This window comes from Rhizobium sp. SG2393 (assembly GCF_042610495.1).
Lineage (GTDB): Bacteria > Pseudomonadota > Alphaproteobacteria > Rhizobiales > Rhizobiaceae > RU20A.
The window spans coordinates 1,035,210-1,058,129 of record NZ_JBHGAP010000001.1 but is presented as its reverse complement, the minus strand read 5'-3'; the positions used below and the strand labels follow the sequence as shown (position 1 = coordinate 1,058,129).

Annotated in this window: 24 protein-coding genes; 12 read left to right on the top strand and 12 right to left on the bottom strand. The window is 64.0% G+C overall.

The window, feature by feature from the left end; translation table 11 throughout:
* Nucleotides 1–2: 2 nt before the first annotated feature.
* Complete coding sequence (locus ACED18_RS05055) at nucleotides 3–2,069, bottom strand: ATP-binding protein (protein ID WP_377289601.1); 2,067 nt, start codon at nucleotides 2,067–2,069, stop codon at nucleotides 3–5.
* Between the two features lie 296 nt (nucleotides 2,070–2,365).
* Here ACED18_RS05055 and ACED18_RS05050 point away from each other — a divergent pair, with 296 nt between their 5' ends.
* Together ACED18_RS05050 and ilvN are read left to right on the top strand one after the other, a co-directional pair.
* Nucleotides 2,366–4,144: an acetolactate synthase 3 large subunit gene (locus ACED18_RS05050; RefSeq protein ID WP_377289599.1), complete on the top strand. Its 1,779-nt coding sequence runs from the start codon at nucleotides 2,366–2,368 to the stop codon at nucleotides 4,142–4,144.
* A gap of 17 nt (nucleotides 4,145–4,161) precedes the next feature.
* Nucleotides 4,162–4,734 (top strand): acetolactate synthase small subunit, encoded by a 573-nt coding sequence (ilvN, locus tag ACED18_RS05045; RefSeq protein ID WP_149737470.1) that lies wholly within the window; start codon nucleotides 4,162–4,164, stop codon nucleotides 4,732–4,734.
* A gap of 37 nt (nucleotides 4,735–4,771) precedes the next feature.
* Here ilvN and ACED18_RS05040 read toward each other — a convergent pair whose 3' ends face one another.
* Entirely contained in the window at nucleotides 4,772–5,617 is an 846-nt protein-coding gene (locus ACED18_RS05040) for an aldo/keto reductase (protein WP_377289596.1), read from the bottom strand.
* 70 nt (nucleotides 5,618–5,687) lie between these two features.
* On the opposite strand from ACED18_RS05040, the gene ACED18_RS05035 reads away from it, so the two are divergent.
* Both ACED18_RS05035 and ACED18_RS05030 read left to right on the top strand, forming a co-directional pair.
* A complete protein-coding gene (locus ACED18_RS05035) occupies nucleotides 5,688–5,957 on the top strand; it encodes an AbrB/MazE/SpoVT family DNA-binding domain-containing protein (RefSeq protein WP_377289594.1) in 270 nt (89 codons plus the stop codon).
* A complete protein-coding gene (locus ACED18_RS05030) occupies nucleotides 5,944–6,309 on the top strand; it encodes a type II toxin-antitoxin system PemK/MazF family toxin (protein ID WP_377289592.1) in 366 nt (121 codons plus the stop codon). The genes ACED18_RS05035 and ACED18_RS05030 overlap by 14 nt, the downstream gene beginning before the upstream one ends.
* An 8-nt stretch (nucleotides 6,310–6,317) precedes the next feature.
* On the opposite strand, the gene ACED18_RS05025 is transcribed toward ACED18_RS05030, so the two are convergent.
* Nucleotides 6,318–7,358 carry an AbrB family transcriptional regulator gene (locus tag ACED18_RS05025; protein WP_377289590.1) on the bottom strand — a complete coding sequence of 347 codons (1,041 nt, stop codon included), beginning with the start codon at nucleotides 7,356–7,358 and terminating at the stop codon, nucleotides 6,318–6,320.
* A 196-nt stretch (nucleotides 7,359–7,554) separates the two neighbouring features.
* Here ACED18_RS05025 and ACED18_RS05020 point away from each other — a divergent pair, with 196 nt between their 5' ends.
* Entirely contained in the window at nucleotides 7,555–8,682 is a 1,128-nt protein-coding gene (locus ACED18_RS05020; RefSeq protein WP_377289588.1) for an ATP-dependent RecD-like DNA helicase, read from the top strand.
* 12 nt (nucleotides 8,683–8,694) lie between these two features.
* Here the strand turns inward: ACED18_RS05020 and ACED18_RS05015 are convergent, their stop codons facing one another.
* Both ACED18_RS05015 and ACED18_RS05010 read right to left on the bottom strand, forming a co-directional pair.
* A complete protein-coding gene (locus ACED18_RS05015) occupies nucleotides 8,695–9,768 on the bottom strand; it encodes a hypothetical protein (RefSeq protein WP_377289586.1) in 1,074 nt (357 codons plus the stop codon).
* A gap of 349 nt (nucleotides 9,769–10,117) precedes the next feature.
* Nucleotides 10,118–11,008 (bottom strand): SDR family oxidoreductase, encoded by an 891-nt coding sequence (locus ACED18_RS05010; RefSeq protein ID WP_377289584.1) that lies wholly within the window; start codon nucleotides 11,006–11,008, stop codon nucleotides 10,118–10,120.
* A gap of 154 nt (nucleotides 11,009–11,162) precedes the next feature.
* Here ACED18_RS05010 and ACED18_RS05005 point away from each other — a divergent pair, with 154 nt between their 5' ends.
* The gene (locus tag ACED18_RS05005) at nucleotides 11,163–11,570 is read left to right on the top strand and encodes a winged helix-turn-helix transcriptional regulator (protein WP_377291041.1); all 408 of its coding nucleotides are present in this window, start codon (nucleotides 11,163–11,165) and stop codon (nucleotides 11,568–11,570) included.
* 28 nt (nucleotides 11,571–11,598) lie between these two features.
* Here ACED18_RS05005 and ACED18_RS05000 read toward each other — a convergent pair whose 3' ends face one another.
* Complete coding sequence (locus ACED18_RS05000; RefSeq protein WP_377289582.1) at nucleotides 11,599–12,315, bottom strand: aspartate/glutamate racemase family protein; 717 nt, start codon at nucleotides 12,313–12,315, stop codon at nucleotides 11,599–11,601.
* A gap of 162 nt (nucleotides 12,316–12,477) precedes the next feature.
* Between ACED18_RS05000 and ACED18_RS04995 the strand changes: the two genes are divergently transcribed.
* Complete coding sequence (locus tag ACED18_RS04995) at nucleotides 12,478–12,942, top strand: Lrp/AsnC family transcriptional regulator (protein WP_377289580.1); 465 nt, start codon at nucleotides 12,478–12,480, stop codon at nucleotides 12,940–12,942.
* Nucleotides 12,943–12,960: 18 nt separating this feature from the next.
* Here ACED18_RS04995 and ACED18_RS04990 read toward each other — a convergent pair whose 3' ends face one another.
* From ACED18_RS04990 to ACED18_RS04975, 4 genes are all read right to left on the bottom strand, one after another.
* Nucleotides 12,961–13,269, bottom strand: a complete 309-nt coding sequence (locus ACED18_RS04990; RefSeq protein ID WP_377289578.1) for a hypothetical protein — start codon at nucleotides 13,267–13,269, stop codon at nucleotides 12,961–12,963.
* Between the two features lie 101 nt (nucleotides 13,270–13,370).
* Nucleotides 13,371–13,742, bottom strand: coding sequence for a DUF4087 domain-containing protein (locus tag ACED18_RS04985; protein ID WP_377289576.1), 372 nt, complete (start codon nucleotides 13,740–13,742; stop codon nucleotides 13,371–13,373).
* A gap of 37 nt (nucleotides 13,743–13,779) precedes the next feature.
* Nucleotides 13,780–14,088, bottom strand: coding sequence for a hypothetical protein (locus tag ACED18_RS04980; protein ID WP_377289574.1), 309 nt, complete (start codon nucleotides 14,086–14,088; stop codon nucleotides 13,780–13,782).
* 11 nt (nucleotides 14,089–14,099) lie between these two features.
* On the bottom strand, nucleotides 14,100–14,567 hold the full coding sequence (locus ACED18_RS04975) for a hypothetical protein (protein WP_377289572.1): 468 nt from the start codon (nucleotides 14,565–14,567) through the stop codon (nucleotides 14,100–14,102).
* Between the two features lie 208 nt (nucleotides 14,568–14,775).
* Here ACED18_RS04975 and ACED18_RS04970 point away from each other — a divergent pair, with 208 nt between their 5' ends.
* From ACED18_RS04970 to ACED18_RS04960, 3 genes are all read left to right on the top strand, one after another.
* The gene (locus ACED18_RS04970) at nucleotides 14,776–15,426 is read left to right on the top strand and encodes a TetR/AcrR family transcriptional regulator (protein ID WP_377289570.1); all 651 of its coding nucleotides are present in this window, start codon (nucleotides 14,776–14,778) and stop codon (nucleotides 15,424–15,426) included.
* Nucleotides 15,427–15,474: 48 nt separating this feature from the next.
* The gene (ilvC, locus tag ACED18_RS04965; RefSeq protein ID WP_377289568.1) at nucleotides 15,475–16,494 is read left to right on the top strand and encodes a ketol-acid reductoisomerase; all 1,020 of its coding nucleotides are present in this window, start codon (nucleotides 15,475–15,477) and stop codon (nucleotides 16,492–16,494) included.
* Nucleotides 16,495–16,778: 284 nt separating this feature from the next.
* Nucleotides 16,779–18,005, top strand: coding sequence for a PLP-dependent aminotransferase family protein (locus tag ACED18_RS04960; RefSeq protein WP_377289566.1), 1,227 nt, complete (start codon nucleotides 16,779–16,781; stop codon nucleotides 18,003–18,005).
* 415 nt (nucleotides 18,006–18,420) lie between these two features.
* Here the strand turns inward: ACED18_RS04960 and ACED18_RS04955 are convergent, their stop codons facing one another.
* Nucleotides 18,421–20,322 carry a hypothetical protein gene (locus ACED18_RS04955; RefSeq protein WP_377289564.1) on the bottom strand — a complete coding sequence of 634 codons (1,902 nt, stop codon included), beginning with the start codon at nucleotides 20,320–20,322 and terminating at the stop codon, nucleotides 18,421–18,423.
* Between the two features lie 134 nt (nucleotides 20,323–20,456).
* Nucleotides 20,457–20,840 (bottom strand): DUF4189 domain-containing protein, encoded by a 384-nt coding sequence (locus tag ACED18_RS04950; RefSeq protein ID WP_377289562.1) that lies wholly within the window; start codon nucleotides 20,838–20,840, stop codon nucleotides 20,457–20,459.
* A gap of 207 nt (nucleotides 20,841–21,047) precedes the next feature.
* On the opposite strand from ACED18_RS04950, the gene ACED18_RS04945 reads away from it, so the two are divergent.
* On the top strand, nucleotides 21,048–22,154 hold the full coding sequence (locus ACED18_RS04945; RefSeq protein WP_377289560.1) for an endonuclease/exonuclease/phosphatase family protein: 1,107 nt from the start codon (nucleotides 21,048–21,050) through the stop codon (nucleotides 22,152–22,154).
* Nucleotides 22,154–22,912, top strand: coding sequence for an NUDIX hydrolase (locus tag ACED18_RS04940; protein ID WP_377289558.1), 759 nt, complete (start codon nucleotides 22,154–22,156; stop codon nucleotides 22,910–22,912). Before ACED18_RS04945 ends, ACED18_RS04940 begins: the two co-directional genes overlap by 1 nt.
* Nucleotides 22,913–22,920: the final 8 nt, after the last annotated feature.

The window sequence follows — 22,920 nt, the reverse complement described above, 5'->3', positions numbered from 1 at the left end:
GGCTATTTGTTGAACAGGCCGCCAAGCGGTTTGCGGATCAGACTTTCCCGAAGCGAGGAAATTTCCGTGCGCTGCGTTTCCTGGCCCGCGGGGCGATAGGTGGCGCGCTCCGGCGCCGGAGCGGGCCTTGCTGCGGGCGTCGCTTCCGGTGGCTCCGCCATGTCGCCGTCTTCCGACAGCAACTGTTTGCGGATCTGGTCGAAGCGCGCCTGCGTGGCGTTCGGCATCGATGGCGAGGCGAGCGATCCCGTGTCGCGCGGCAGCATGGAGGCGCGGTAGGAAGGAAGCGGCGCGGCGCTGCCGAATTCGTCGGCTGCGTCGTCAAACGTCAGGCTGTCTTCGCGTTGCTCCATGCCGAGGCCGGCCATGTAGCTGTTCTGGAAGGCCGTGATGTCGGGCCCGCTGACGCCGCCCGCCGCACGCATGCGGCCGACGATCGTGGCGAGATCCACCGTGGCGTTGTCGGCGGATTTCCGCTCCTGCCGGCTGAGGCTAGCACGCGGCAGGAGGCGTTCGCTGACGCGGTCGAAGCGCATGCGCATCGGCACCCGCACGGCTTCGCCAAAGGCGATGGCTTCGCCATTGCCGATCGATGCGATGAAGCTTGTGGTCGATGCCGAGGAGTTCGGCAGGGCCGAGCGGATGATGTCCTGGTCGCGCTCATTGGCAAGACGCATGGCAAAGACCGTCGAGCACTGGGACAGGATCGTGGGGTCCAGTTCGCCGGGGCGCTGGGTGATGATGCCGAGCGATACGCCGTATTTGCGGCCTTCCTTGGCGATGCGAGCAATCGCCTGGCGGGTCGGGAAGAAGCCGAGATTGGGGTCGGCCGGAATGTAGCGGTGGGCTTCTTCGCACACGACCAGCATATGGATGCCGCCGCTGCTCCACAGGCCGATCTCGAAGGCCATGCGGCACAGCACGGAAGCGACGGCATTGACCACTTCCGACGGAATGCCGGAGAGCTGGAAGGTGGTGACCGGTCGTCCTTCGCCCGGAATGCGGAAAATGCGGGTCAAGACATCAACGATCGTGTCGGTGATCGTGTTGGTCGAGAACATGAAGCGGAAACGGGCATCGTTGATCGCCGAGAACAGCTTCGTCTTCAGCGACCGAAGATGCGGCTTTTCCTGCCGCCCTTCCAGCTTGCCGATGCGCTCGTCGATGGCCGCCATGAGGTCGGCCATGCGGTAGGGCACGGGCGTATCCGCGGTGTAATTGTGCTTCTCGGCCTGACGGCGCACGTTGCCGGTGTCGGTCGCACCACGGAAGGCGCGCTTTGCTTCCGGGATCGCCTCGCGCAGGATGTCCAGTTCGTCGGGGATCGGCGGGCGGCCACGAAAGATCACCTCCGCGAACTCCTCTAGCCGGAAGAGCCAGAAGGGAAGGTCGAGTGTGTCGGTCTCGATGACGACGGCGTGGTCGGGGAAGGCGGCGGCGAATTCGTTGTGCGGGTCGAGGATCAGGACGCGCAGCTTCGGGTCGGCTTCGATGGCCTTGTGCAGCAAAAGCGTCACCGCCGTTGACTTGCCGACGCCGGTCGTTCCGACGATCGCGAAGTGCTTGGACAGCATCGAGGGAATATGGATCGTCGCGGCGATCGTCTCGTCCTGCGTCAGGCGGCCGATGGTGCAGACATCGCTGAGGCCGGTGTCGTAGATCGTCGCGAGATCGGCAGTGCGGATGCGGTGGGCGATGGCGCCGAGATAGGGATACTGGCTGATGCCGGAGGAGAACTCCGGTTTGCCGTCCGGCCCGTTCCAGACCTCTCCCATCAATTCGACCTCGATGGCGAAGGTATTGTCGCTGGCCTCGCCCCAGTCATTGTCGGTCGTGCGCATGGACGATGCCAGCGCGACGACGCGACGCGTTCCGACGGAAATGGAAATCAGCCGCCCGACCGACCAGAGTTCGGTGAGCGAGGTTTCGCCCTGTTCGGCGACAGCGGCAATCGTTGCGCGCGAGCCACCGCAGGCGACCACGCGACCCAGAAAGCGGTTGCCGCGCGTCAACGTGTCCCGGCGCTCCGCTTCGGTCGCTTCCGCGCCAACCTCTTTCCTGTCCGTCAAGGCAAACCTCTTTTGCTTCGAAGGAACAGTACAGGATCCTCGTTTAACAACCGGTTGCCGTCGCAGGCGTCGCCCGTTTTCGTGGAAACGTTGACGACGGGCCATTTTGCCGCTACGGGTGTCGGCCATGAACATTTTCGCAAACATTCTTGTGGTGGGACGGCGCATGGGCAGGATGGTGTAACCATCCGGCAATAGCCACCCATGCGCAAAACGAGGCTCCTGACGGGGCCTTTTTTTATGTCTTCAAACAAGCTAGCAGAGCCGGAAACAGAACCATGGACGGAAACAGGCCGATGAGCGGGACGGAAATGCAGATGACGGGCGCGGAGATCGTTCTCCAGGCGCTGAAGGACAATGGTGTCACGGATATCTTCGGCTATCCGGGCGGCGCCGTGCTGCCGATCTATGATGAGATCTTCCAGCAGGACGACATCCAGCACATTCTCGTGCGGCACGAGCAGGGCGCCGGCCACATGGCCGAAGGCTATGCCCGCTCGACCGGCAAGGTCGGCGTCGTTCTCGTCACTTCCGGCCCCGGCGCGACCAATGTCGTCACGGCGCTGCAGGATGCGCTGATGGACTCCATTCCGCTCGTCTGCCTCTCCGGCCAGGTTCCGACCACGCTCATCGGTTCGGATGCCTTCCAGGAATGCGACACGGTCGGCATCACGCGGCCCTGCACCAAGCACAACTGGCTGGTCAAGGATGTCAACGAGCTGGCCCGCACCATTCACGAGGCGTTCCGCATCGCGCAGTCCGGCCGTCCGGGCCCGGTTGTCGTCGATATCCCGAAGGACGTGCAGTTTGCGACCGGCACCTACACGCCGCCATCGGTCTCGCCCATCCAGTCGAGCTACCAGCCGAAGAAGCAGGCCGATCGCAAGCGGATTCAGGAGGCCGTCGAGCTGATGCGCACGGCGCGCCGGCCGGTCATCTATTCCGGCGGCGGCGTCGTCAATTCCGGACCGGAAGCCTCGCGGCTGCTGCGCGAGCTGGTCGAGATCACCGACTTCCCGATCACCTCGACGCTGATGGGTCTCGGCGCCTATCCGGCCTCGGGCAAGAACTGGCTCGGCATGCTGGGCATGCACGGCACCTACGAGGCGAACATGGCGATGCATGACTGCGACGTCATGGTCTGCATCGGCGCGCGCTTCGACGACCGCATCACCGGCCGGCTGAACGCCTTTGCCCCGAATTCGAAGAAGATCCACATCGACATCGATCCCTCCTCGATCAACAAGAACGTCCGCGTCGATATTCCCGTCGTCGGCGATGTCGGCCTGGCGCTCGAGGAAATGGTCATGCTGTGGCGCTCCTCGGCCAAGGACCTGGCCAAGAACCGCCTGGATGACTGGTGGACGAGCGTCGAGCGCTGGCGGGCGCGCAAGTCGCTCTCCTACACGCCGTCGAACGATGTCATCATGCCGCAATACGCCATCCAGCGGCTCTACGAGCTGACCAAGGACCGCGACACCTACATCACCACCGAAGTCGGCCAGCACCAGATGTGGGCTGCGCAGTTCTACGGTTTCGAGAAGCCGAACCGCTGGATGACCTCGGGCGGCCTCGGCACCATGGGCTACGGTTTCCCGGCGGCAATCGGCGTGCAGGTCGCCCATCCCGACAGCCTCGTCATCGACATCGCCGGCGATGCCTCGATCCAGATGTGCATCCAGGAAATGAGCTGCGCCGTGCAGTATAACCTGCCGGTGAAGATCTTCATCCTGAACAACCAGTACATGGGCATGGTGCGCCAGTGGCAGCAGCTCCTGCACGGCAACCGCCTGTCGAACTCCTATACGGAGGCCATGCCCGATTTCGTCAAGCTCGCCGAAGCCTATGGCGGCGTCGGCATCCGCTGCGACAAGCCGCAGGATCTCGATCAGGCGATCCTTCAGATGATCGACACCAAAGCGCCGGTGATCTTCGATTGCCGTGTCGCCAATCTCGCCAACTGCTTCCCGATGATCCCCTCGGGCAAGGCGCATAACGAGATGCTGCTGCCGGACGAGGCGACCGACGAAGCGGTTGCCAATGCCATCGATGCCAAGGGCCGTCAGCTCGTCTGACCGGGAGGAACAGGACCATGAACGCACAGCTACAGCCGACCGGATCGGCCTATTTCATCGCCAAGGAAACGCAGTCTGTCGAAAGCCACACGCTTTCGGTGCTGGTCGATAACGAGCCGGGCGTTCTTGCCCGGGTCATCGGCCTGTTCTCCGGCCGCGGCTACAACATCGAGAGCCTGACGGTGTCCGAGACCGAGCATGAGGCGCATCTGTCGCGCATCACCATCGTGACGCGGGGAACGCCGGGTGTTCTCGAACAGATCAAGGCCCAGCTCGAGCGCATCGTGCCCGTGCACCGCGTCGTGGATCTGACGGTGCGTGCGCGCATGCTGGGGCAGGAGCGTCCCATCGAGCGCGAGGTGGCGCTGGTCAAGGTTGTCGGTTCGGGCGAAACGCGTGCCGAAACCCTGCGTCTGGCCGATGCCTTCCATGCCAAGGTTGTGGATGCGACCGTCGATCACTTCATCTTTGAAATCACCGGCAAGTCATCGAAGATCGACCAGTTCGTCTCGGTCATGAAGCCGCTCGGCCTCAACGAGATCTGCCGCACCGGGATCGCGGCCATGAACCGCGGCCCGCAGGGCATGTGACAACGCCTTCGTTTTGATGGCACGGTGCCGCTGGAGATCAGACCATCTCCAGCGGCATTTTTCGTTGCGGCGGGGGAAAGAGGGCGTCGAGCCTTTCCCGATCCCCATCGGTCAGGGCAATATCCAGGGCTGCAAGGTTTTCATCTACGCGGTGCGGGTCCGACGTCTTGGGGATCGCCACGACGCCGGGACGCGAGAGCACGAAGGCGAGTGCCAGTTGCGCCGGCGTTGCCTGATAGGCCTTGGCCATGTGGACGAGATCGGGATGGCGGGCGAGAAGGCCCTGCTCGATCGGGGAATAGGCCATGACCGGCATGCCGTGCGCCCGGCACCAGGGCAAGAGATCGAACTCGATGCCACGCCGGGTGAGGTTGTACATCACCTGATTGGTGGCGCAGTTCTTGCCGTTTTCGACTGCAAACAGCTCTTCCATGTCGGCGACGTCGAAATTGGAGACGCCCCAGGCGCGGATCTTGCCGGCGGCCTTCAGCGCCTCGAAAGCAGCAACCGTATCGGCAAGGGGATGAGAACCGCGCCAGTGGAGAAGGTAGAGGTCGATATGATCCGTCTTCAGCCGTTCGAGGCTCCGCTCGCAGGCGTCGATGGCGCCGGTGCGGCTCGCATTCCACGGATAGACCTTGCTGACGAGGAAGACCTGGTCGCGGCGGCCGGCCATCGCGTCTGCCACCACCTCTTCGGCGCCGCCGTCGCCATACATTTCCGCCGTATCGATGAGCGTGATGCCGCGATCGAGGCCGTGGCGGAGGGCGGCGGCCTCGCCTTCGGCCGCTTCCTCCCGTTCGCCCATCGTCCAGGTTCCGAGGCCAAGCACGGGAATGGACATGCCGCCCGGTAGCGCTGTCTGTGGAACTGCCCCTGCCATGCCATTCTCCTATACGCGCTTTGTCAGCTTTCGCCCGGGATGTTATAATGGGCTATCAAGGAGCGCTTCAATGACGAAGGTTACGATCACATTGTCGGAGGACAGTTCCGCCATCCGCCTGCCGCAGGCAGCGATTGACGAACTCGGGCTGAAGGCGGGCGACATTGTCGATTTCGTGGTGCGCGACGGACGCGGTGTGATCGAGGCGAAACGGCAGAGGCTCGCGCCGTCGCTGGAGGAGATTGTCGCCGAAATTCGCCGACTGGGGCCACAGAATGAACCGCCAACGGTGGACTGGGGTCCGGACGTCGGCTCGGAACGTTACTATGACCACGAATGATCCGCGTGTTTATCGCGCGGGTGACGTCCTGATCCTCACGCTGGACCCGGCACTGGGCACGGAGCAGTCCGGGCGCAGGCCTGCACTGGTCATTTCGAATGCCTTGATGCACGAAGTGTCCAAGCGCATCATCGTTTGCCCGATTACACGAAACATGACGCCTTGGCCGACAAAGGTAACAATCCCGAATGGTTTCAGGACCAAAGGCATGATCCTCGCGGACCAGGTCCGCTCACTCGATCATGACGCACGGGTTCTACGCCATGTCGAAAGGCTGCCGGACGATATCGTCTCCCTCGTGCGCAGCTATGTCGGACGTCTCCTCGATCTCGAGGTCGCATCCGGGGCCTGAGCGCTTTGTCACCGCCGCATCAGACGGTCTGCGAGCAGGCGGGCGATGGTGGGGCCGATGGCCATGACGATCAGCAGGCGGGCGGTCTGCAGGGCCATGATGAAGGGCACGTCCACATCGATGGATGCGGCAATGATGGCGATCGAATCCATGCCGCCGGGGCTGGTCGCGAGATAGGCCGTCAGGGGATCGATGCCGGCGAAGACGTGCAGTGCGTAGGCGAGCAGGCCGCAAAAGCCGATCAGGAGCAGGATGGCACCCGTGACCGGCACCAGGGCGCGGCCGGCATGCAGCAGCACGTCGCGGTCAAAGCCGAGACCGATCGTCCAGCCGAGCAGGGCATAGGCAAGCGCCAGCACGAGTTCCGGGACATAGAAGGACAGGCCGGCCACATGCAGCACGGCGCCGAGCACCAGCGGACCGAGCAGCAGGCCGGCGGGCAGGCGCGTCGCCCGGCCGAGGAGCGTGCCCGCAAGCGCGATGGCGGCGGCGGTCATGGCCTCGGCGTAATCGGGCATCTCGAAGAAGGCGTGGGCGGGCGTGCCGGCGGTGACGCCTGCCACGGTGCGCGCGACGATGGCGGCAATGCTGGCGACGAAGATGACGCGCAGATACTGCATAAAGCCGACGAGACGCGCATCCGCGCCATAGGCCTGCGCCATCAGGACCATGGCGGAGGCAGCGCCGGCCGAGGAGCCCCAGATGGCGGTGGTGGCCGGCAGTACCTTCAGCCGCGCCAGCGCGTAGCCGCTCAGCGCACTGACGGCTATCACCGCGACGATGGTCGCCAGAAAGAGCGGCCAGCGGGCCGCGAAGGTGACGAGGATGTCGGCCGTCACGGTGGTCGCGATCATCACGCCGATGACGGCCTGCGCGAAACTGCGGCTGAAGGCGGGCATGGAAAGGCGGACGCCGGCGAGCGCGATCATGATGCCGGCGGCCATGGGGCCGATCAGCAGGGCGGCGGGCAGGCGCACGGCCTCCAGCACGAGGGTAATGGCAAGGCTGAGGGCGATCAGCGAGAGCCAGCGCAGGGCGATTGCGGGCATGGGTGTTTCGCGCTTTCCTCGGCTTGTCCGTCCGGCGGTCTCTTCAGGACCGTTCCGACCGTCTGCGACTCGTCTCCCGCCTTTCTTCTAAGCCGATCCCCGCGGCATGGGGAGATCCGCCGGGGCGATTTCTTCGATCACGCGCAACCGTCGATTTGGCTTGCAGGCCGAGGCCGAATCCTGCCACCTCCAGCCCATGCAGTTCGCACCCCAACAGGATGAAGCCCTCAAGGCCGTTTCACGCTGGCTGAAGGAGGGTCGCTCGCCGCTCTTTCGCCTGTTCGGCTATGCCGGCACGGGCAAGACGACGCTTGCCCGGCATTTTGCCGAGAATGTCGATGGCGAGGTGCTGTTTGCAGCCTTCACCGGCAAGGCGGCGCAGGTGCTGCGCTCGCGCGGGGCGTCCAACGCCAAGACCATCCATTCTCTGATCTACCGGCCGCGCGGTGAGGAAGAAGTGGAAAACGAGGAGACCGGCAAGACGCAGGTCGCGCCGATGTTTTCCATCAACCGCCAGTCGCCCGTCGCCAAGGCGGCGCTGATCATCGTGGACGAATGTTCCATGGTGGACGAGCAACTGGGCAAGGATCTCATGAGCTTCGGCACGCCGATCCTCGTGCTGGGTGATCCCGGCCAGTTGCCACCCGTTTCCGGCGGCGGTTTCTTCACCAACGAGGAGCCGGATTTCCTTCTGACGGACATCCACCGGCAGGCGCGCGACAACCCGATCATCCAGCTCGCCATGCAGGTGCGCGAGGGCAAGGAGATCATGCATGGCGACTATGGCACCGCGCAGGTTATCCCGCGCGGCGAGGTGACCCAGCCGCTGGTGCTGGAGGCCGACCAGGTGCTGGTGGGAACCAACAAGACGCGGCGCCGCTACAATATGCGGCTGCGCGAGCTGAAAGGCTTCACCACGGAATATCCGCAGTCCGGCGACAAGCTGGTGTGCCTTCGCAACGATCCGGCCAAGGGGCTGCTCAACGGCTCGCTCTGGCAGGTCATGAGCTCGTCCAAGGAGACGGTGAAGCCCGGCATCAACCTGATGATCCGGCCGGAAGACGACGACATGGACCGCGGTGCGGCGAAGATCAAGCTGCTGAAGGCCGCTTTCGAGGAAACGGAAGGCGAGATCCCGTGGTCGACGCGCAAGCGTTACGACGAGTTCGACTACGGCTATGCGCTGACGGTCCACAAGGCGCAGGGCTCGCAGTGGAACACGGTCGTGTTGTTTGACGAGAGCTGGGCGTTTCGCGACACGCGCGAGCGCTGGCTCTACACGGCGATCACGCGCGCCGCCGAGCGCATCACGATTGTGCGCTGACGGCGAGCAGGATCAGGGGGCCGTCAGGAGATTGAGATTCGTCACGAGCGGCGCATCGTCCTTGGCGCTGGCGCCCAGGGAGCGCTGGCAGGAGCGAGCGGCGGCGAAGGCTTCGCGTGTCAGCTTCTGGTGATAGATGCTGGTCTTGGTCAGGCACAGCATCAGCGGGCTGGAGAGCCCGGATTTCTCCGAATAGGCAAACAACGTTCCGGTGACCTTGAGCCAGCTTGCGGCCAGCGTGGTCGACTCGAATGTCAGGTCGGCCGATGTGTCGATGCTGTCAGCGGTGATAACCCTGGTTGCCACCCGGTCACGGGAAGGGTCGTGGATGAGGTCGACCACGAGGTCTCCGTCGGCGTTCAGTGTCCGGATCTGAATGGAGAAGCGCATATCGCGCACCGTACCGTAGGGCGGCTGAGCGGTGCCGGGCATCGGGTAGACCTGAATACGATAGTTTGTTGCTGCTTCCCGCATCGCTTCGGCAAAGCGGCGTTCCGCACCGCCGGCCGGCCAGCTTTCGGCGATCGACACGAAGGGAAGGGACAAGGCGCGATCCCCACCGGGTTGGCTAAGTCGTGTCGAGAAATGGCCGTTGCGAGCGCCGTCGAGGGATAGGGCAGGGGTGCTGAGCGGTGCGAAAAGGGCCAGCGGCAGCACGAAGGACAGTAGTGCCATTGGCGAGGAAAGCGGCTTCGGCCGCCAGGTCGCGCGGGCCGCGGCAGCAGGCGTCACCGTTCCTGCAGGGGCCAATGGATCCGCCGCGTTGCTGACATGCTGCGGAGCGAGCGGCGCGTAGGATGGCACATAGGCGCCTCTTGGCAGGCTGATCCGCCAGGTCTCGTCCCCGACTTCTTCGTCGTAATAGCGGTCGAGAAGCTTGCGCAGCTTTCCCGCATGCACGCGAACAAGGGGGTCGGTATCGGCGTTGAAGTCCGATGGCTTGCCGAAGACGTCGATGGCGATGGCATAGCCCTTCAACTGGGCGCCTTCGCCGGCCAGTTCCCGTGTGACCACGTAGGAGAGAAAGTTTCGCAGCCGTTCGGAGCGCGAGAAGACGTTGCTCGACAAGACCCTGTCGAGACTCAAGCGGATGTCCGCGTGGGATGGCCTGGTCCCCTGGAGCATGGCACTTTCTAAAATTCAGATCCTGGCGGGATGGCTGCCGGTCGACATGGTCGCCGACGGTGCCACTGTCAGTCGATTCGGGCGCCTGACGAAAGCGGCACCATCGCGTTCTTACCTTCGTATCCACAGAAGAGGCAAGCCGGACGCGTAATGGTGGGGACAATCTTCTGCGTCCGTTGCGACCATCTCCGGTCGCTCGGATGCCGGGCGTCAGACGTCGCCCGGCATCCGCGTTTTTTTGTCAAAGCTATCCACCAAGGCGCCGCGCCCGAAAGGCCGTGAAGCGCGCCGCCTCGTCCTTAAGGCCGTATCAGGCGCCGAGGGCCGCCTTGTTGGCTTCGAGGAAGCTTTTCAGATCCTGCGGCGCCTTGCCCGAGAGCGTGCGGACATCGTCCGTCACGACGTCGAAGAGGCCTTCGCGGGCATTGCGGTCGAAGGACACGAGAGCCGGGATGAAGCCTTCCGGAAGGCCGGCATGGGCAAGGCCCGTCGCAAGGCTTGCATCATCGATGTTGACGACGGCGATCGGCTTGCCGGTGATCTCCGTGACGAGGGCCGCGATTTCGCCGTTGGTGTAGGCTTGTCCGCCGGTCAGCGTGTAGGTGCGGCTCTCGCTGCCTGCAGCCAGCAGCGCGCCGGCGGCTGCGGCGGCCAGGTCCGCGCGGGCGACGTAGGGGTTCCGGCCTTCGCCAGCCGAGGTGTACCAGGTGCCGGAGGCCAGAGCTGCCGGCAGCGACATGAAGAGGTTTTCGGCGTACCAGGAGTTGCGCAGGATCGTGTAGGCAATGCCGCTTGCCTTGATCACCTCTTCCGTCCCGAGGTGGTCAGGCGCAAACGTGATGACAGAGGTGTCGGCGTTCGGCAGCGAGGTATAGGCGATGTGGCCAACGCCGGCGGCCTTGGCAGCGGCGACGGCGGCCTTGTGCTGGCGCAGGCGGGTCTGGTTCGCGTCGAGCGCATCGGTGGAGATGATGAGCAGCGTGTCGACGCCGGCAAAGGCCGCGGCAAGCGTATCGGCAGACGCGTCGAAATCGACGGCGCGGGTCTGGACGCCACGGGCAGCGAGATCGCCAAGCCGGGCCGGGTCGCGGCTGCCGGCGACGATGTCGGAGGCAGCGATCTTGCCGCTTGCGAGCAGATTGTCGATGACGAGACGCCCGAGCTTGCCCGAAGCGCCGGTGACGAGAATGGTCTTGCCCATAGTGAGTTCCTCTTGAGCGGCCGGGAAGCGCGAAACTGCGTCTTCCTCGTGAAATATCTTCAGTCTCTTTTTGAGACCATGTCTTATTTCGGAATTGACGGGAGATTGTAAAGGAGGCAGAAAATCATGCGAAGGTTACTTGGAAGGAACCACCATGAACAGGCATGTGCGTGACAGCCGGGGCGAGCGGGTGCTGACGGTGATGGGCCTGAGCTTCACCGCTTCCGACTGTCCGGTGCGCGATGTGGTCGATCACATGGGCGGCAAGTGGAATGTGCTGCTGATGTTGTCGCTGGCGGCGGGTCCGACGCGATTTTCGGCGCTGAAGCGGCAGATTCCCGATATTTCCCAACGTATGCTGACGCAGACGCTGCGCGATCTGCAGCGCGACGGCTATATCAGTCGTACCGTCTATCCGACGCTGCCACCGAGCGTCGAATATAGCCTGACGGAACTCGGGCAGTCGTTCCTCGGGGTTCTGAGAGTGCTTGTCGACTGGTCGGTCGAGCATCACGGCGCAATCAAGGATGCGCGCCGCCGGTTTGACAGCGACGGCGCCTGAGCGCCGCGCTGCGTTTTCCGAGCCGCCATCAGGCGACGCGGCGTTCCTCTTGGCGGTCGGCGAGCGCGAAATCGACTGCTGCCGCAGCGTGGATCGCGGTCGAGTCGAAGCCGGGAAGCGGCAAGTCGGCAGGATCGAGGATCAGGCAGATTTCCGTGCAGCCAAGGATGACGGCGTCGGCGCCATCTGCTTTCGCCGCCTCGATCAGGAGACGAAGATCGGCTCGCGAGCTGTCCTTGACTTGGCCTTGGCAGAGTTCGTCAAAGATGACTTCGTGGGTCCGCGTGCGGCCCTGTCCATCCGGCACCATGATCTCGATGCCGTGGCGCGCCATGCGCTCGGCGTAAAAGCCGTGCTCCATCGTGTAGCGGGTGGCGAGCAGCAGCGGCTTGCGGCAGCCGGCAGCGGTCAGCGCGGCTGCTGTTTCGTCGATGATGTTGATCAGCGGCACCTTAACGGCGTCGGCGACGGCATCGGCCACGAGATGCATGGTGTTCGTGCAGATCAGCACCGTGTCGGCACCGGCGGCCTCGAGCCCGCGGGCGACGTCCGAGAGCGCCTTGGCGGCGCAATCCCAGCGGCCGGCCTTCTGAAGCGCGACGATGCGGGCGAAATCGACCGAATGCAGGATGACTTCTGCCGAGTTCAAGCCGCCCAGACGATTGCGCACGGCCTCATTGATCATACGGTAATAGACGAGGCTGCTCTCGAAGCTCATGCCGCCAATCAGTCCGATGGTCTTCATCTCGCAGTCCCCTTCGTTGCGTTCGGTGATGATGAACGGATGATCGCGCGATTTGCCTGCGAGAAGGTCGCAAAGATTGCTTTCCTTGCGTCTTGTGACGCGATAAATTTGCTTTCTGATGTGAGATGACGCGAAAAATTTTCGTGAAGGAGGATTGTTGCGATGCTGGATGAGCGTGATCGCAGGCTTCTGGCGCTGTTGCAGACGGATGCGTCGCTGCCGATTTCGGAACTGGCCGAAAAGGTGAGCCTTTCGCTGTCGGCCTGTGCGCGGCGCATTCAGCGGCTGGAGGAGAGCGGCCATATCGCGGCGCGTGTTGCGGTGCTCGACCGGGAGAAGATGGGGGTGCCGACCACCGTCTTTGCGCTGATCAAGACCGCGCACCATCAGGACGGCTGGATCGAACTCTTTCGCCGCACGGTTGGCGAGATCGCGGAGATCACCGAGGCGCACCGGCTGACCGGCCATTACGACTATATTCTGAAGATCGTGCTGCCGCGCGTCGAACACTATGACGTCATCTACAAGGAGATCGTCAGGCGCGTGGAGCTTTTCGACGTCTCTGCTTCCATCTCGATGGAGGTGCTGAAAAGCGGAACGAGCGTGCCGGTCGGGCACGCTCGCTGACAGGCTCGAGGCCGGCGTTCAGTCGAGGTCGATGTGGCGGCGGTCGTCGCAGTGGCGGATCGTGTTGCGCTTGCCGGCACGGTCGTGGAGGGCGGCCCAGGTGGTCGCGCAGTAGGCACCGCCGCGCTGCAGCAGAAGGATGCGTCCGGGCGCGCGCACGTGGGTGATCGGCGCCGAGGCGGCGCCGGAGAAATACTCGCCGCGGCCGCCGTTGCCACCGTTGTCATTGCCGGTGTTTCCGCGGTCGAAGGACTGGGCGAAGGACGGTGTCACGATCGCGGACAGCGCAGTTGCCGTTACGATCAGCATGGATGCGGTCTTCAGCATGGGATGCTCCTTTCGAGGGTGGTGGACGCCCTCCCGGCGTCCTTGTCCCCATCCTCGCAAAGGGCGCTCGCTGCCGCTGTTCCCGCCGGAACAGGCGGCACTTACTGCGGAGTGGCGAGGGCCGGATCGTTCTCGCAACGCGACAGGGGGATCTGCTTGAAGCTGTAGATCGCCGTGATGCGCTCGTCGGCGGTGTCGACGTCTACCGACATGCAGGCGCAGGCGTAGCCGTAGTTGCCATTGGTGGCGCGGTAATCGCCGGCGGAGATATCGGGGACGAGATCGAAGCCATCGGGATAGGAATCCGAGCCTTGCGTGCCGATGGTCCAGCTGGCGTCGGCATCCGTCAGCCACCAGTTGCCGGGTGTCGGGTTTTCGATATAGCCGCAGCGGTTTTCAGCGGCTTGCGCGCCCGCGGCGATAGCGGAAACGGTCAGGGCGCTCAGAAAGGCGAGGGAGATCAGCGACTTCATTGGGAAACCTCGATTGCTGCCTCAGGGCTTGGGCCCGTCAGGTCAGACGTTTGCAGGAAAAACCGTCGCCGCTCGCCTGTGAGAACCACTCCATGGTCGTCTTCGTCACGGCGGAAAGGTTGATGCGGTAGTCGTCGTCAAAGGAAAGTGTCCAGATGCCGTCCTCCACCGTTGCCGCGCGGATCGGCATCGGGCCTTCGCCGGCATCATAGTGCGTCGGCGTGAAGGTGAAGGTCGCGACCTCGCAATCCCAGCGGCCGACCCAGGGGGGTGTCAGGCTGTCGGCGGCGCGTGTGGGCGTTACGATCGTGCCTGCAAGCAGGGCGAGGGCGAGGATGCCGCGCATGACCGGGTGCCTCAATTGTTGATGGCTGTGATTGCCCAATGGGTCGCCGAGCAGGTGGAATTGTCGCAGATGGCGGCAAGCCAGACCGTGCCGTCGCCGATCGCGACGCCGTCGCCATTAACGAGGAGATCGCCGACATCGACGCCGGTGATGGCATCCAGCGTGTCCTGCGTGACGATCGTGTCGAAGTTCTCCACGAAATCATTGGCGTTCTGGATGTCGTAGGTTTCGCCATTGGCGTTGACCGTCAGGGGATATTCCGCGAAAGCGGCGATGCTTTGTGCATCGTGGCCCTTGGCGCTTTCGCGCAGGCCGTCGAAGGTCTCCCAGAAACCGTCCGTATTGCCGTGCATCGCTTCGATGCGCGCCTCGACATCCTCCTGGCTTCCCGCTCTCGCGGGCAGGGAGGAGGCGAGGAGGGCCGCCGCCAGGCCAAGGGCGAGCGGCAGTTTCGTCAGGGAGGCGGAGGGCTTGCGCATGGGGGCCGGCATCGTGGTTTGTTGGACAATGCCAATGTCTTAGTCGATTGTGCGGGGCCTGTGCAGGGGGTGTATCCCGGCGCGACCGCCGCCGCCCCACCATTTTCGGTCCCATTGCCGCTTGACGCCATCCTCCGGCAATGCCATAAGGCGAACCGTACCGTACGGTACTGAAATTTGGCGCCGGAGAGCGCCGCGGGAGGAAGCCTTGCAGATCGACACCACCTTCGACGCGCCGGAGCGCTCGGAACGGCAGGAAGCCGTTCTCGATGTCGCCCTTGGCCTGCTGGTCGAGGGTGGCGAGAAGGCGCTGACGACGGCCGGTCTGGCGCGGGCGGCGAACTGCTCCAAGGAAAGCCTCTACAAGTGGTTCGGCGACCGCGACGGTCTGCTCTCGGCCATGATCGCCTATCAGGCGAGCAAGGTGCGCGGCGTCGAGGTCGAGGGCGGGCGTCTGACGGCCGATCGGCTGAAGGCGCTGCTGGTGACCTTTGCGCAGGATCTGCTCGGCGTTCTCTCCGGCGAGGTATCGCTGGCGCTGAACCGGCTGGCGATCGGGCAGGCGAGCCGCGAGAGCTCCAAGCTCGGCCGGCTCCTGGAGGACCAGGGTCGCCGGCAGGTGCGCCGTCGCGCGATCGGGCTCATGGAGGCGGGCCGGCGTGCGGGCCTCCTGCGCTTCGAGACAAGCGAGATCGCTTACGAGAGCTTCTACGGCCTCGTTGTGTCGGATCTGCATCTGCGCATGCTGCTCGGCGAGGATGCCGGGCCGATGAAACATGAGTTTTCCCGGCGGGCGGGGCGGGCGGTAGACGCCTTTCTCACGCTCTACGGGACGGGAAGGGATACGGCAGCGGCCTGAGACGGGCTGCTCCGAAGGAAAACGACGAGCCAAGGGAAGGACACCACAATGCGCGTCTATTACGATCGTGATGCCGATTTGAACCTCATCAAGGCCAAGAACGTAGCCATCGTCGGCTATGGTTCGCAGGGCCGTGCGCATGCGCTGAACCTCAAGGACAGCGGCGCCGCCAACGTGGTCATCGCTCTCAAGGCCGGTTCGCCGACCGTCAAGAAGGCCGAGGCCGACGGCTTCAAGGTCATGACCGTTGCCGAAGCCGCCAAGTGGGCCGACCTCCTGATGATGGCGACGCCGGACGAGCTGCAGGCCGACATCTACAAGGCCGAAATCGCCGGCAACATCCGTGACGGCGCAGCGATTGCGTTTGCCCACGGCCTCAACGTCCATTTCGGCCTCATCGAGCCGAAGGCCGCGCTCGATGTCGTCATGATCGCGCCGAAGGGCCCGGGCCACACGGTTCGCGGCGAATACCAGAAGGGCGGCGGCGTTCCCTGCCTCGTTGCCGTTCACCAGAACGCTTCGGGCAACGCGCTTGATCTCGCACTCTCCTACGCCTGCGGCGTTGGCGGCGGCCGCTCCGGCATCATCGAGACCAACTTCAAGGAAGAGTGCGAAACCGACCTCTTCGGCGAACAGGTCGTTCTGTGCGGCGGTCTGGTCGAACTGATCCGCGCCGGCTTCGAAACGCTGGTCGAGGGCGGTTATGCCCCGGAAATGGCCTATTTCGAGTGCCTGCACGAAGTGAAGCTCATCGTCGACCTGATCTATGAAGGCGGCATCGCCAACATGAACTACTCGATCTCCAACACGGCCGAGTGGGGCGAATACGTGACCGGCCCGCGCATCATCACCGCCGAGACCAAGGCCGAGATGAAGCGCGTGCTGCACGACATCCAGACCGGCAAGTTCACCTCCGACTGGATGCAGGAATGGAAGGCCGGCGCCGCCCGCTTCAAGGGCATCCGCCGCATGAACGACAGCCACCAGATCGAGGAAGTCGGCGCGAAGCTCCGCGGCATGATGCCCTGGATCGGCAAGAACAAGCTCGTCGACAAGGCTGTGAACTAAGCGGCTTGCCGACCCCGGTCATCGCAGCGGCACGCCTTCGGCGGTGCGGGGATCGGCAAGAACAGGCTCGTCGACAAGGCTGTGAACTAAGCCTCGTTTATCATGTAGCAGCAAGCGGCCGGGGACATATCCTCCGGCCGTTTTGCGTTGGGGTTCCAAACTTCGAGGCAGTTCGGTTTCGTCCCGGAAAAGGCCGCAATGCTGCACCAAAAATTAGGTCAGCATTATTGACTTAAATCCGGACTCATGGTCAGGTGCGGCACAAAATTTCGAGGAAACACGTCATGAATTGGGAAAGCATCTTCGCCACCCGCGCGAGCCGCATGAAAGCGTCCGAGATCCGCGAGCTTCTGAAGCTTCTGGAGCAGCCGGACATCATCTCCTTTGCCGGCGGAATTCCTGACGTGGCGCTGTTTCCGAAAACGGAGGTGTCGGAGGCCTATGCGGAGGTTCTGACGGGTGCGCAGGGCGATGCGGCGCTGCAATATTCGGTGTCGGAAGGCTACAAGCCGCTGCGGGACTGGATCGTCCAGGACATGGCCAAGATCGGCATCACCTGCACGGCGCAGAACGTCTTCATCACGTCCGGCTCGCAGCAGCTGCTCGATTACCTCGGCAAGCTCTTCCTGTCGCCGAAGGATACCGCACTCGTCACCTGGCCGACCTATATGGGCGCGCTCGGTGCCTTCAATGCCTACGAGCCGAACTACGACAAGCTGGTGCCGCTCTCCAACCGCGAGCCGGCCTCCTACACGGATGCGGCGGTCGAGAAGGGCGGGCGCGTGAAGTTCGCCTATTGCGTGCCCGAATTCCACAATCCGACCGGCGTCACCATGACGAAGGCCGAGCGCGAATGGCTGCTCGACCTTGCCGAGACGCTCGACGTTCCCGTGATCGAGGATGCCGCCTACCAGTCGCTACGCTACGAGGGCGAAAGCGTGCCGCCGATTCTGGCGCTCGATCTTGCCCGCAACGGCGGCGATATCGAAAAGACCCGCACCTTCTATTGCGGCACCTTCTCCAAGACGCTGGCGCCCGGCCTGCGCGTCGGCTGGGTCGTCGCCAATTCGGAAGTCGTTCGCAAGCTCGTCCTCATCAAGCAGGCCGGGGATCTGCATTCCTCGACCGTCAACCAGATGGTCATCACCAAGGTTGCCGAGCGTCTCTACGACCAGCAGCTCGCCAAGATCCGCGCCGCCTACGGCCACCGCCGCAAGCGCATGCTGGCCGCGCTTGAGGCGCATATGCCCGCGGGTGTGGAGTGGACGAAGCCCGAAGGCGGCATGTTCGTCTGGGTGACCCTGCCGAAGGGCATGGACGGTGCGACCCTGCTGGCACGGGCGCTGGAAACGGTGCGCGTCGCCTTCGTGCCGGGCAAGGCCTTCTTTGCCGACGGTTCGGGCGAGAACACCATCCGCCTGTCCTTCTCCTGCGCCTCCGACGAGATGATCGACAGCGGCGTGGAGCGCCTCGGGCAGCTGATCCGCGCCGAAGCGCCGAAGGCTGCGTGAGAATAATCCGACCGGAGTGAAACGAGGATCGACAAGATTATGCTTTGAAAAAGAGGGCTTAGAGCGCCGATCTGATCCTGTCAGATCGAACAACGCTCTAAGCTAGCTTTTTAATTGATGGACTTTGTGGAGGGCCTGCGTGGATGCGCGGGCCCTTTTTGATTCCGGGTGAGGGAAGTGAGGACGCTTGGTGCCGTGCAGCGTGGCCGCTTTCGCTTGCTTTCTGGCACCAGCTACACCCCACCCGCCGTCATTCCCGGCCTCCGAGCCGAGAATCCATTCCAGGGCTGCGCAGCGCCGCGTGGGTCCTCGGGTCAGGCCCGAGGACGACGGAGGAGAGGGTGGAGAGTGGCGAGAGGACGGGCGGCGAGGCGGCGTGTCTCCCTGCACGGCGCCGGCACCGTCACCCGTCCGATCAGTCCCGCGCCAGCACGATGATCCGGTCGGCCGCTTCGAAGGCGACCTTCTCGGACTTCTTCGGGTTGACCAGCACGCCGGCGAGATCACGGGTATCGGCGTCGCCGGCGCGCTGGCGACGGTAGCCGATGGCGATTTCGCCACGTTTGAGGGCGGACAGGCAGACCGTGTAGAAATTCACGGGATTTGCGATGTCGATATAGTCGGACATCGGCCGCATGTAGATCTCCGAGCCTTCCTCATCCAGCAGCTCGTCGAAGATCGCCGACATGCTGGCGTTTTCCGAGGCCTGCGCGAGCATCAGGCTGACCAGCTTGTTGCTGACGACGAAATCGTCGGCGCGGGTGACTTCGGCGAGATCGCGGTTGCGCACGTCGATCATTTCGCTGACCACGCTGATATGGCGGCCGGCGGCGTCGGCGATCTTGCGCAGTTGCAGCAGCACCACCAGCGTGCGCGTGTCGGCCGATTGCGCGCCCATATGGTCGCTGTAGCCGAGTACCAGCACATGGTCGTAGGAGGGCACCTCGAGCGCGTCGAGCTGGCGGCGGTCGCTTGTGTCGATCCGCTTCAGTTCGATCGCCAGATTGTCGTTGGCCCGCTGGATGCCGGCGACATCGGCGGCAATGTCCGGCGTGTCGGCGGCGATCGTCAGCAACGAGCCCGGCGCGACATAGCGCGAGAGTTCGCCGGCGATGATCGGGCCGCGGCGGTTCCAGCCGAGAATGAGAGTGCGCTCGGCGGCGGCCTTTCGCGGCTGCGGCGGGCGCACGGCCTCGCGCGTCAGGCGGATCTCCTGGTCGGACATGCGGATGGCGGCGTCGTCTTCGGCGATGACGATTGCCTTTTCGCCGGGCGCGAAGACGCGGGTCGGGTGCGGGTTCAGATGCACCTTGCCCTCGGCATCCTGCAGGCCGATGAGGCTGCAGTGTTCATAGCCCATGACGCCGGCGGCAAAGGTCTTGCCGGTGAGGCCCGGCTGCTCGACCGTGTAAATCTCGCAGCCGTCGAAATCCAGAAGCTCCGAATAGACGGCGCTCAGACCCGCCTGCCGGCTCGAATGCACCACGATGCGCGAGATGAGCTCGTCGGCCAGCACCAGTTGCACCTCGCCACCGCCGACGATGCGGGCGACTTCCGCGTTGCGTGCATCGCGGATTTCGGCCGCGATCTGGTAGGGCTCCTTGCGGCGGTTGGGATCATGGACGATCGCCAGCACCGACTTGATGACCTGTGAATCCGGGTCTTCCGTTTCCGGCGACAGGACGACGACGGAGCGCGATGTCTGCGGGTTGACGATGCCGAGATCGTAGAGATCGGTCGGATCGCCGCTGCGGCAGATGATCTTTGTATTGGCGAGGTCGGGCACCTTGTCGGCGATATCGTCCTCCATCTCCACCTTGTCCTTCGCGGCAAGGATGACGATGTAGGGCCGCCGCCGGCTTTTGTTGGCGATGACGAGTTCGGAAATGACGTCGAAGATCGAGGGCGACCAGTTGAGGATGATCGTGTGGTCGCGTTCCAGCACATGGGAGCGGCCCTTGCGCAGCTCGTCCAGCTTGTTGTCGAGGCCGGAGGAAAGGACGCCGATCAAGGCCGAGAAGACGAAGATGCCGGCGATCGTCACCACGAGCGAGACGCCACGGAAGCTCCAGCCCATGTCGCCGCCCATGGTGCCGGCATCCATGGTGCGCATCAGGGATTCCCAGGCGCCTTCGATGAAGCCGACGGGCTGTCCGCCTTCCGGCGCAATGCCCGTCACCGCCAGGAACGCGGCGGCGATCATGATGACGATCAATGAAATGACTGCGAGCCAGCCGATCAGCGCCACTGATCCGCCGGCCATGCTCTTGTCGAAGGCGTAGCGCAGCCGCGCCCCCAAGCTGCCTCTGTTCTGCATTCCCCAAACCTATCTGTCCGACTGACCGAGAAATCGCAGAAAATCAGCGTTTCAGCAATGAGCCGGCAAAGCAATCGGGCGGCCGTTTTTGGTTCTGCGGCCGCCCTGCGTCTCTCGCCGGGTGGCCGGCTGCCTCAGCGCGCGCCCGAGCACTGCCAGCGCACGACGCGGCAGCCATCGGAATATTGCGAGCACTGCTTGATGGCTTCGCGGCGAGCGCGGTTGCTGTTGCTGCCCCAGCCAGAGCCCCAGCCGCCATCATCGCCGGCGGCGACGGCGCCGCAGGCATTCTTGAACCAGATGGCGACGCGGCAATCACCTGCATTCTCGTAGCAGTTCTGCTGCGCCTCCCTTTCGGCCTGGCGGCGGCTACTCCAGGAGTAGGACCAGCCGGTGGCGCCGGTATCGGGCGAATAGGAGATGGCGCCGAAGCTGTCGGCGAGTGCGCCGTGCGCGGAGACGAGCGAGGCGAGGACGAAGCCGAGGCCGAAAATCGAGCGACGAAGAACAGACTGCATGTGATTTCCCCAAGATTGTGGACCGAGACTGATCCGGAAGGCGATGCTGATATAACGGACACAGGCAATGACTTATTCGTAAGCGGGATGCGCCCATTTCCGGGCCTAATCCACGCCACGCCGGTCGTTTCGTGCGGGCGGTTAACGGGGGATTTCCGGCGGGCACTTCGTGTAGTCTCGCGTCATTGCAACGGATTCGCTCTGCCCATGTCGCTCCGCATCGCCACCTTCAATATCGAGAACCTGATGAGCCGCTTCGATTTCAGCGGTTTCCGCAACCAGCTCAAGCAGGATCGGGTGCTGAGGCTCTTCGAGGTCAGAAGCGAGGCGGAATATCAGCGGCTGGAGGAGGCGCGCACCATCGCGCATACCGACGACACGCGCCAGCTCTCCGCGCTGGCCATCGCCGAATGCGACGCAGACATCCTCTGCCTGCAGGAGGCCGACGACATGGCGGGGCTGCAGGCCTTCGAATACGGCTATCTCTTCAAGATGGTCGGTAATGGCTACCGGCGCAAATATCTGATCGAAGGCAACGACACGCGCGGCATCGATGTCGCCGTGCTGATGCGCGAGGAGACGCGCGACGGCGAGCCGATCATCTGCACCAATGTCCGCTCCCATGCCGCGCTCACCTATGGCGACCTTGGCCTTCATACGCCGGATCTTGCCGAACTCTCGCACCTGCCGACCGATCGCATCTTCAAGCGCGACTGCCTGGAGCTCGACATTTCCGTCGGAGGGCGGTCCTTCACGCTCTATGTCGTGCATTTCAAGTCCATGGGGCCGGCGCGCGACGGGCAGGACGGGCGCGCCGCGACCATGCCGGTGCGCCGCGCCGAGGCGCTGGCCGTGCGGCGTATCATCGAGGACCGTTTCGGACCGCGGGGCGGGGAGGCGTCTTTCATCATCGCCGGCGACATGAACGATTATCAGGAACGCGTCGATGTGATCGGCGACAGGCGCAGCGGCTACCGTTTCGAGCCGCGTGCCGAAGGGGAAAGCGCGCTCGACGTCTTCAGCCAGGACGATTTTGCCGAGAACATCGTGCGGCGCCGGGCCGAGATCGACCGCTGGACGCTTTTCCACAGCCGCGGGCCGCAGGAACGTCATCTTTGCCAGCTCGATTACCTCTGGCTGTCACAGGCGCTTGCTAGACGCAATCCGGGCGCCGTGCCGGAGATCATCCGCGCCGGCCAGCCCTTCCGAACCCTTTTTCCGCCGGGGCAGGCGGTGGAGCGCTTTCCCCGGACCGGCTGGGACCGGCCGAAAGCCTCCGACCATTGCCCGGTCGTCGCCACACTGGAACTCTGATGTCACCCGTTCAGCCTGCCCTCATCACCAACGGTATCCCCGAATATGCGATCTTTCCGGTCGATCATCTCGAACTCAACGTCTCCGCCGATCCGCATCCGCTGATCGCCAGCCACGGTGGCGAGATCCGCGACAACTGGGCGGCAGAGGTGGCGGCCAATCCGGCGCTCTACGATGGCACGATGATCCTGCAGCGCCGCATCGTGCTGTCGCCAGGCTCGGTCGTCGCGACCGGCCATGTGGTGCCGTTTTCGACGCTTCTCTACTGGCGCAGGGCCAAGCCGCCGGGTGGCGCGGCGCATCTGTTCTCCATTCCCGTGCTGCTTTCGTCGGACAATGCCGTCATCGCGATCCAGATGGGGGCGCATACGGCCAATCCGGGCAAGGTCTATTGTGCTGCCGGATCGCTGGAGGCGGAGGATATCGTGGACGGGCGCTGTGACGCCGATATCAACATGGCGCGCGAGGTGATGGAGGAGACCGGGCTGTCGCTGTCGGATGCCGCTGAAGTCGGTGGCTTCCACGCGCTGCACGCGGACGACTATGTGACGCTCTTCCGCGTCTACCGCTTTGCCGAGACGGCCGAGACGCTGCTCGCCCGCATTGCCGCGCACACGGCAACGGAAGCGGAGCCGGAGATTGCCGGGGCTGTCGCGATCCGCGACGCCGATCCCGGCCGCCACCACTATGCCCATTTCATGCCGCCCATGCTTGCGTGGATTTTCGAAGGCGGGCAGGTTGACCGCCTCAAGACCTGAAGAAAGCA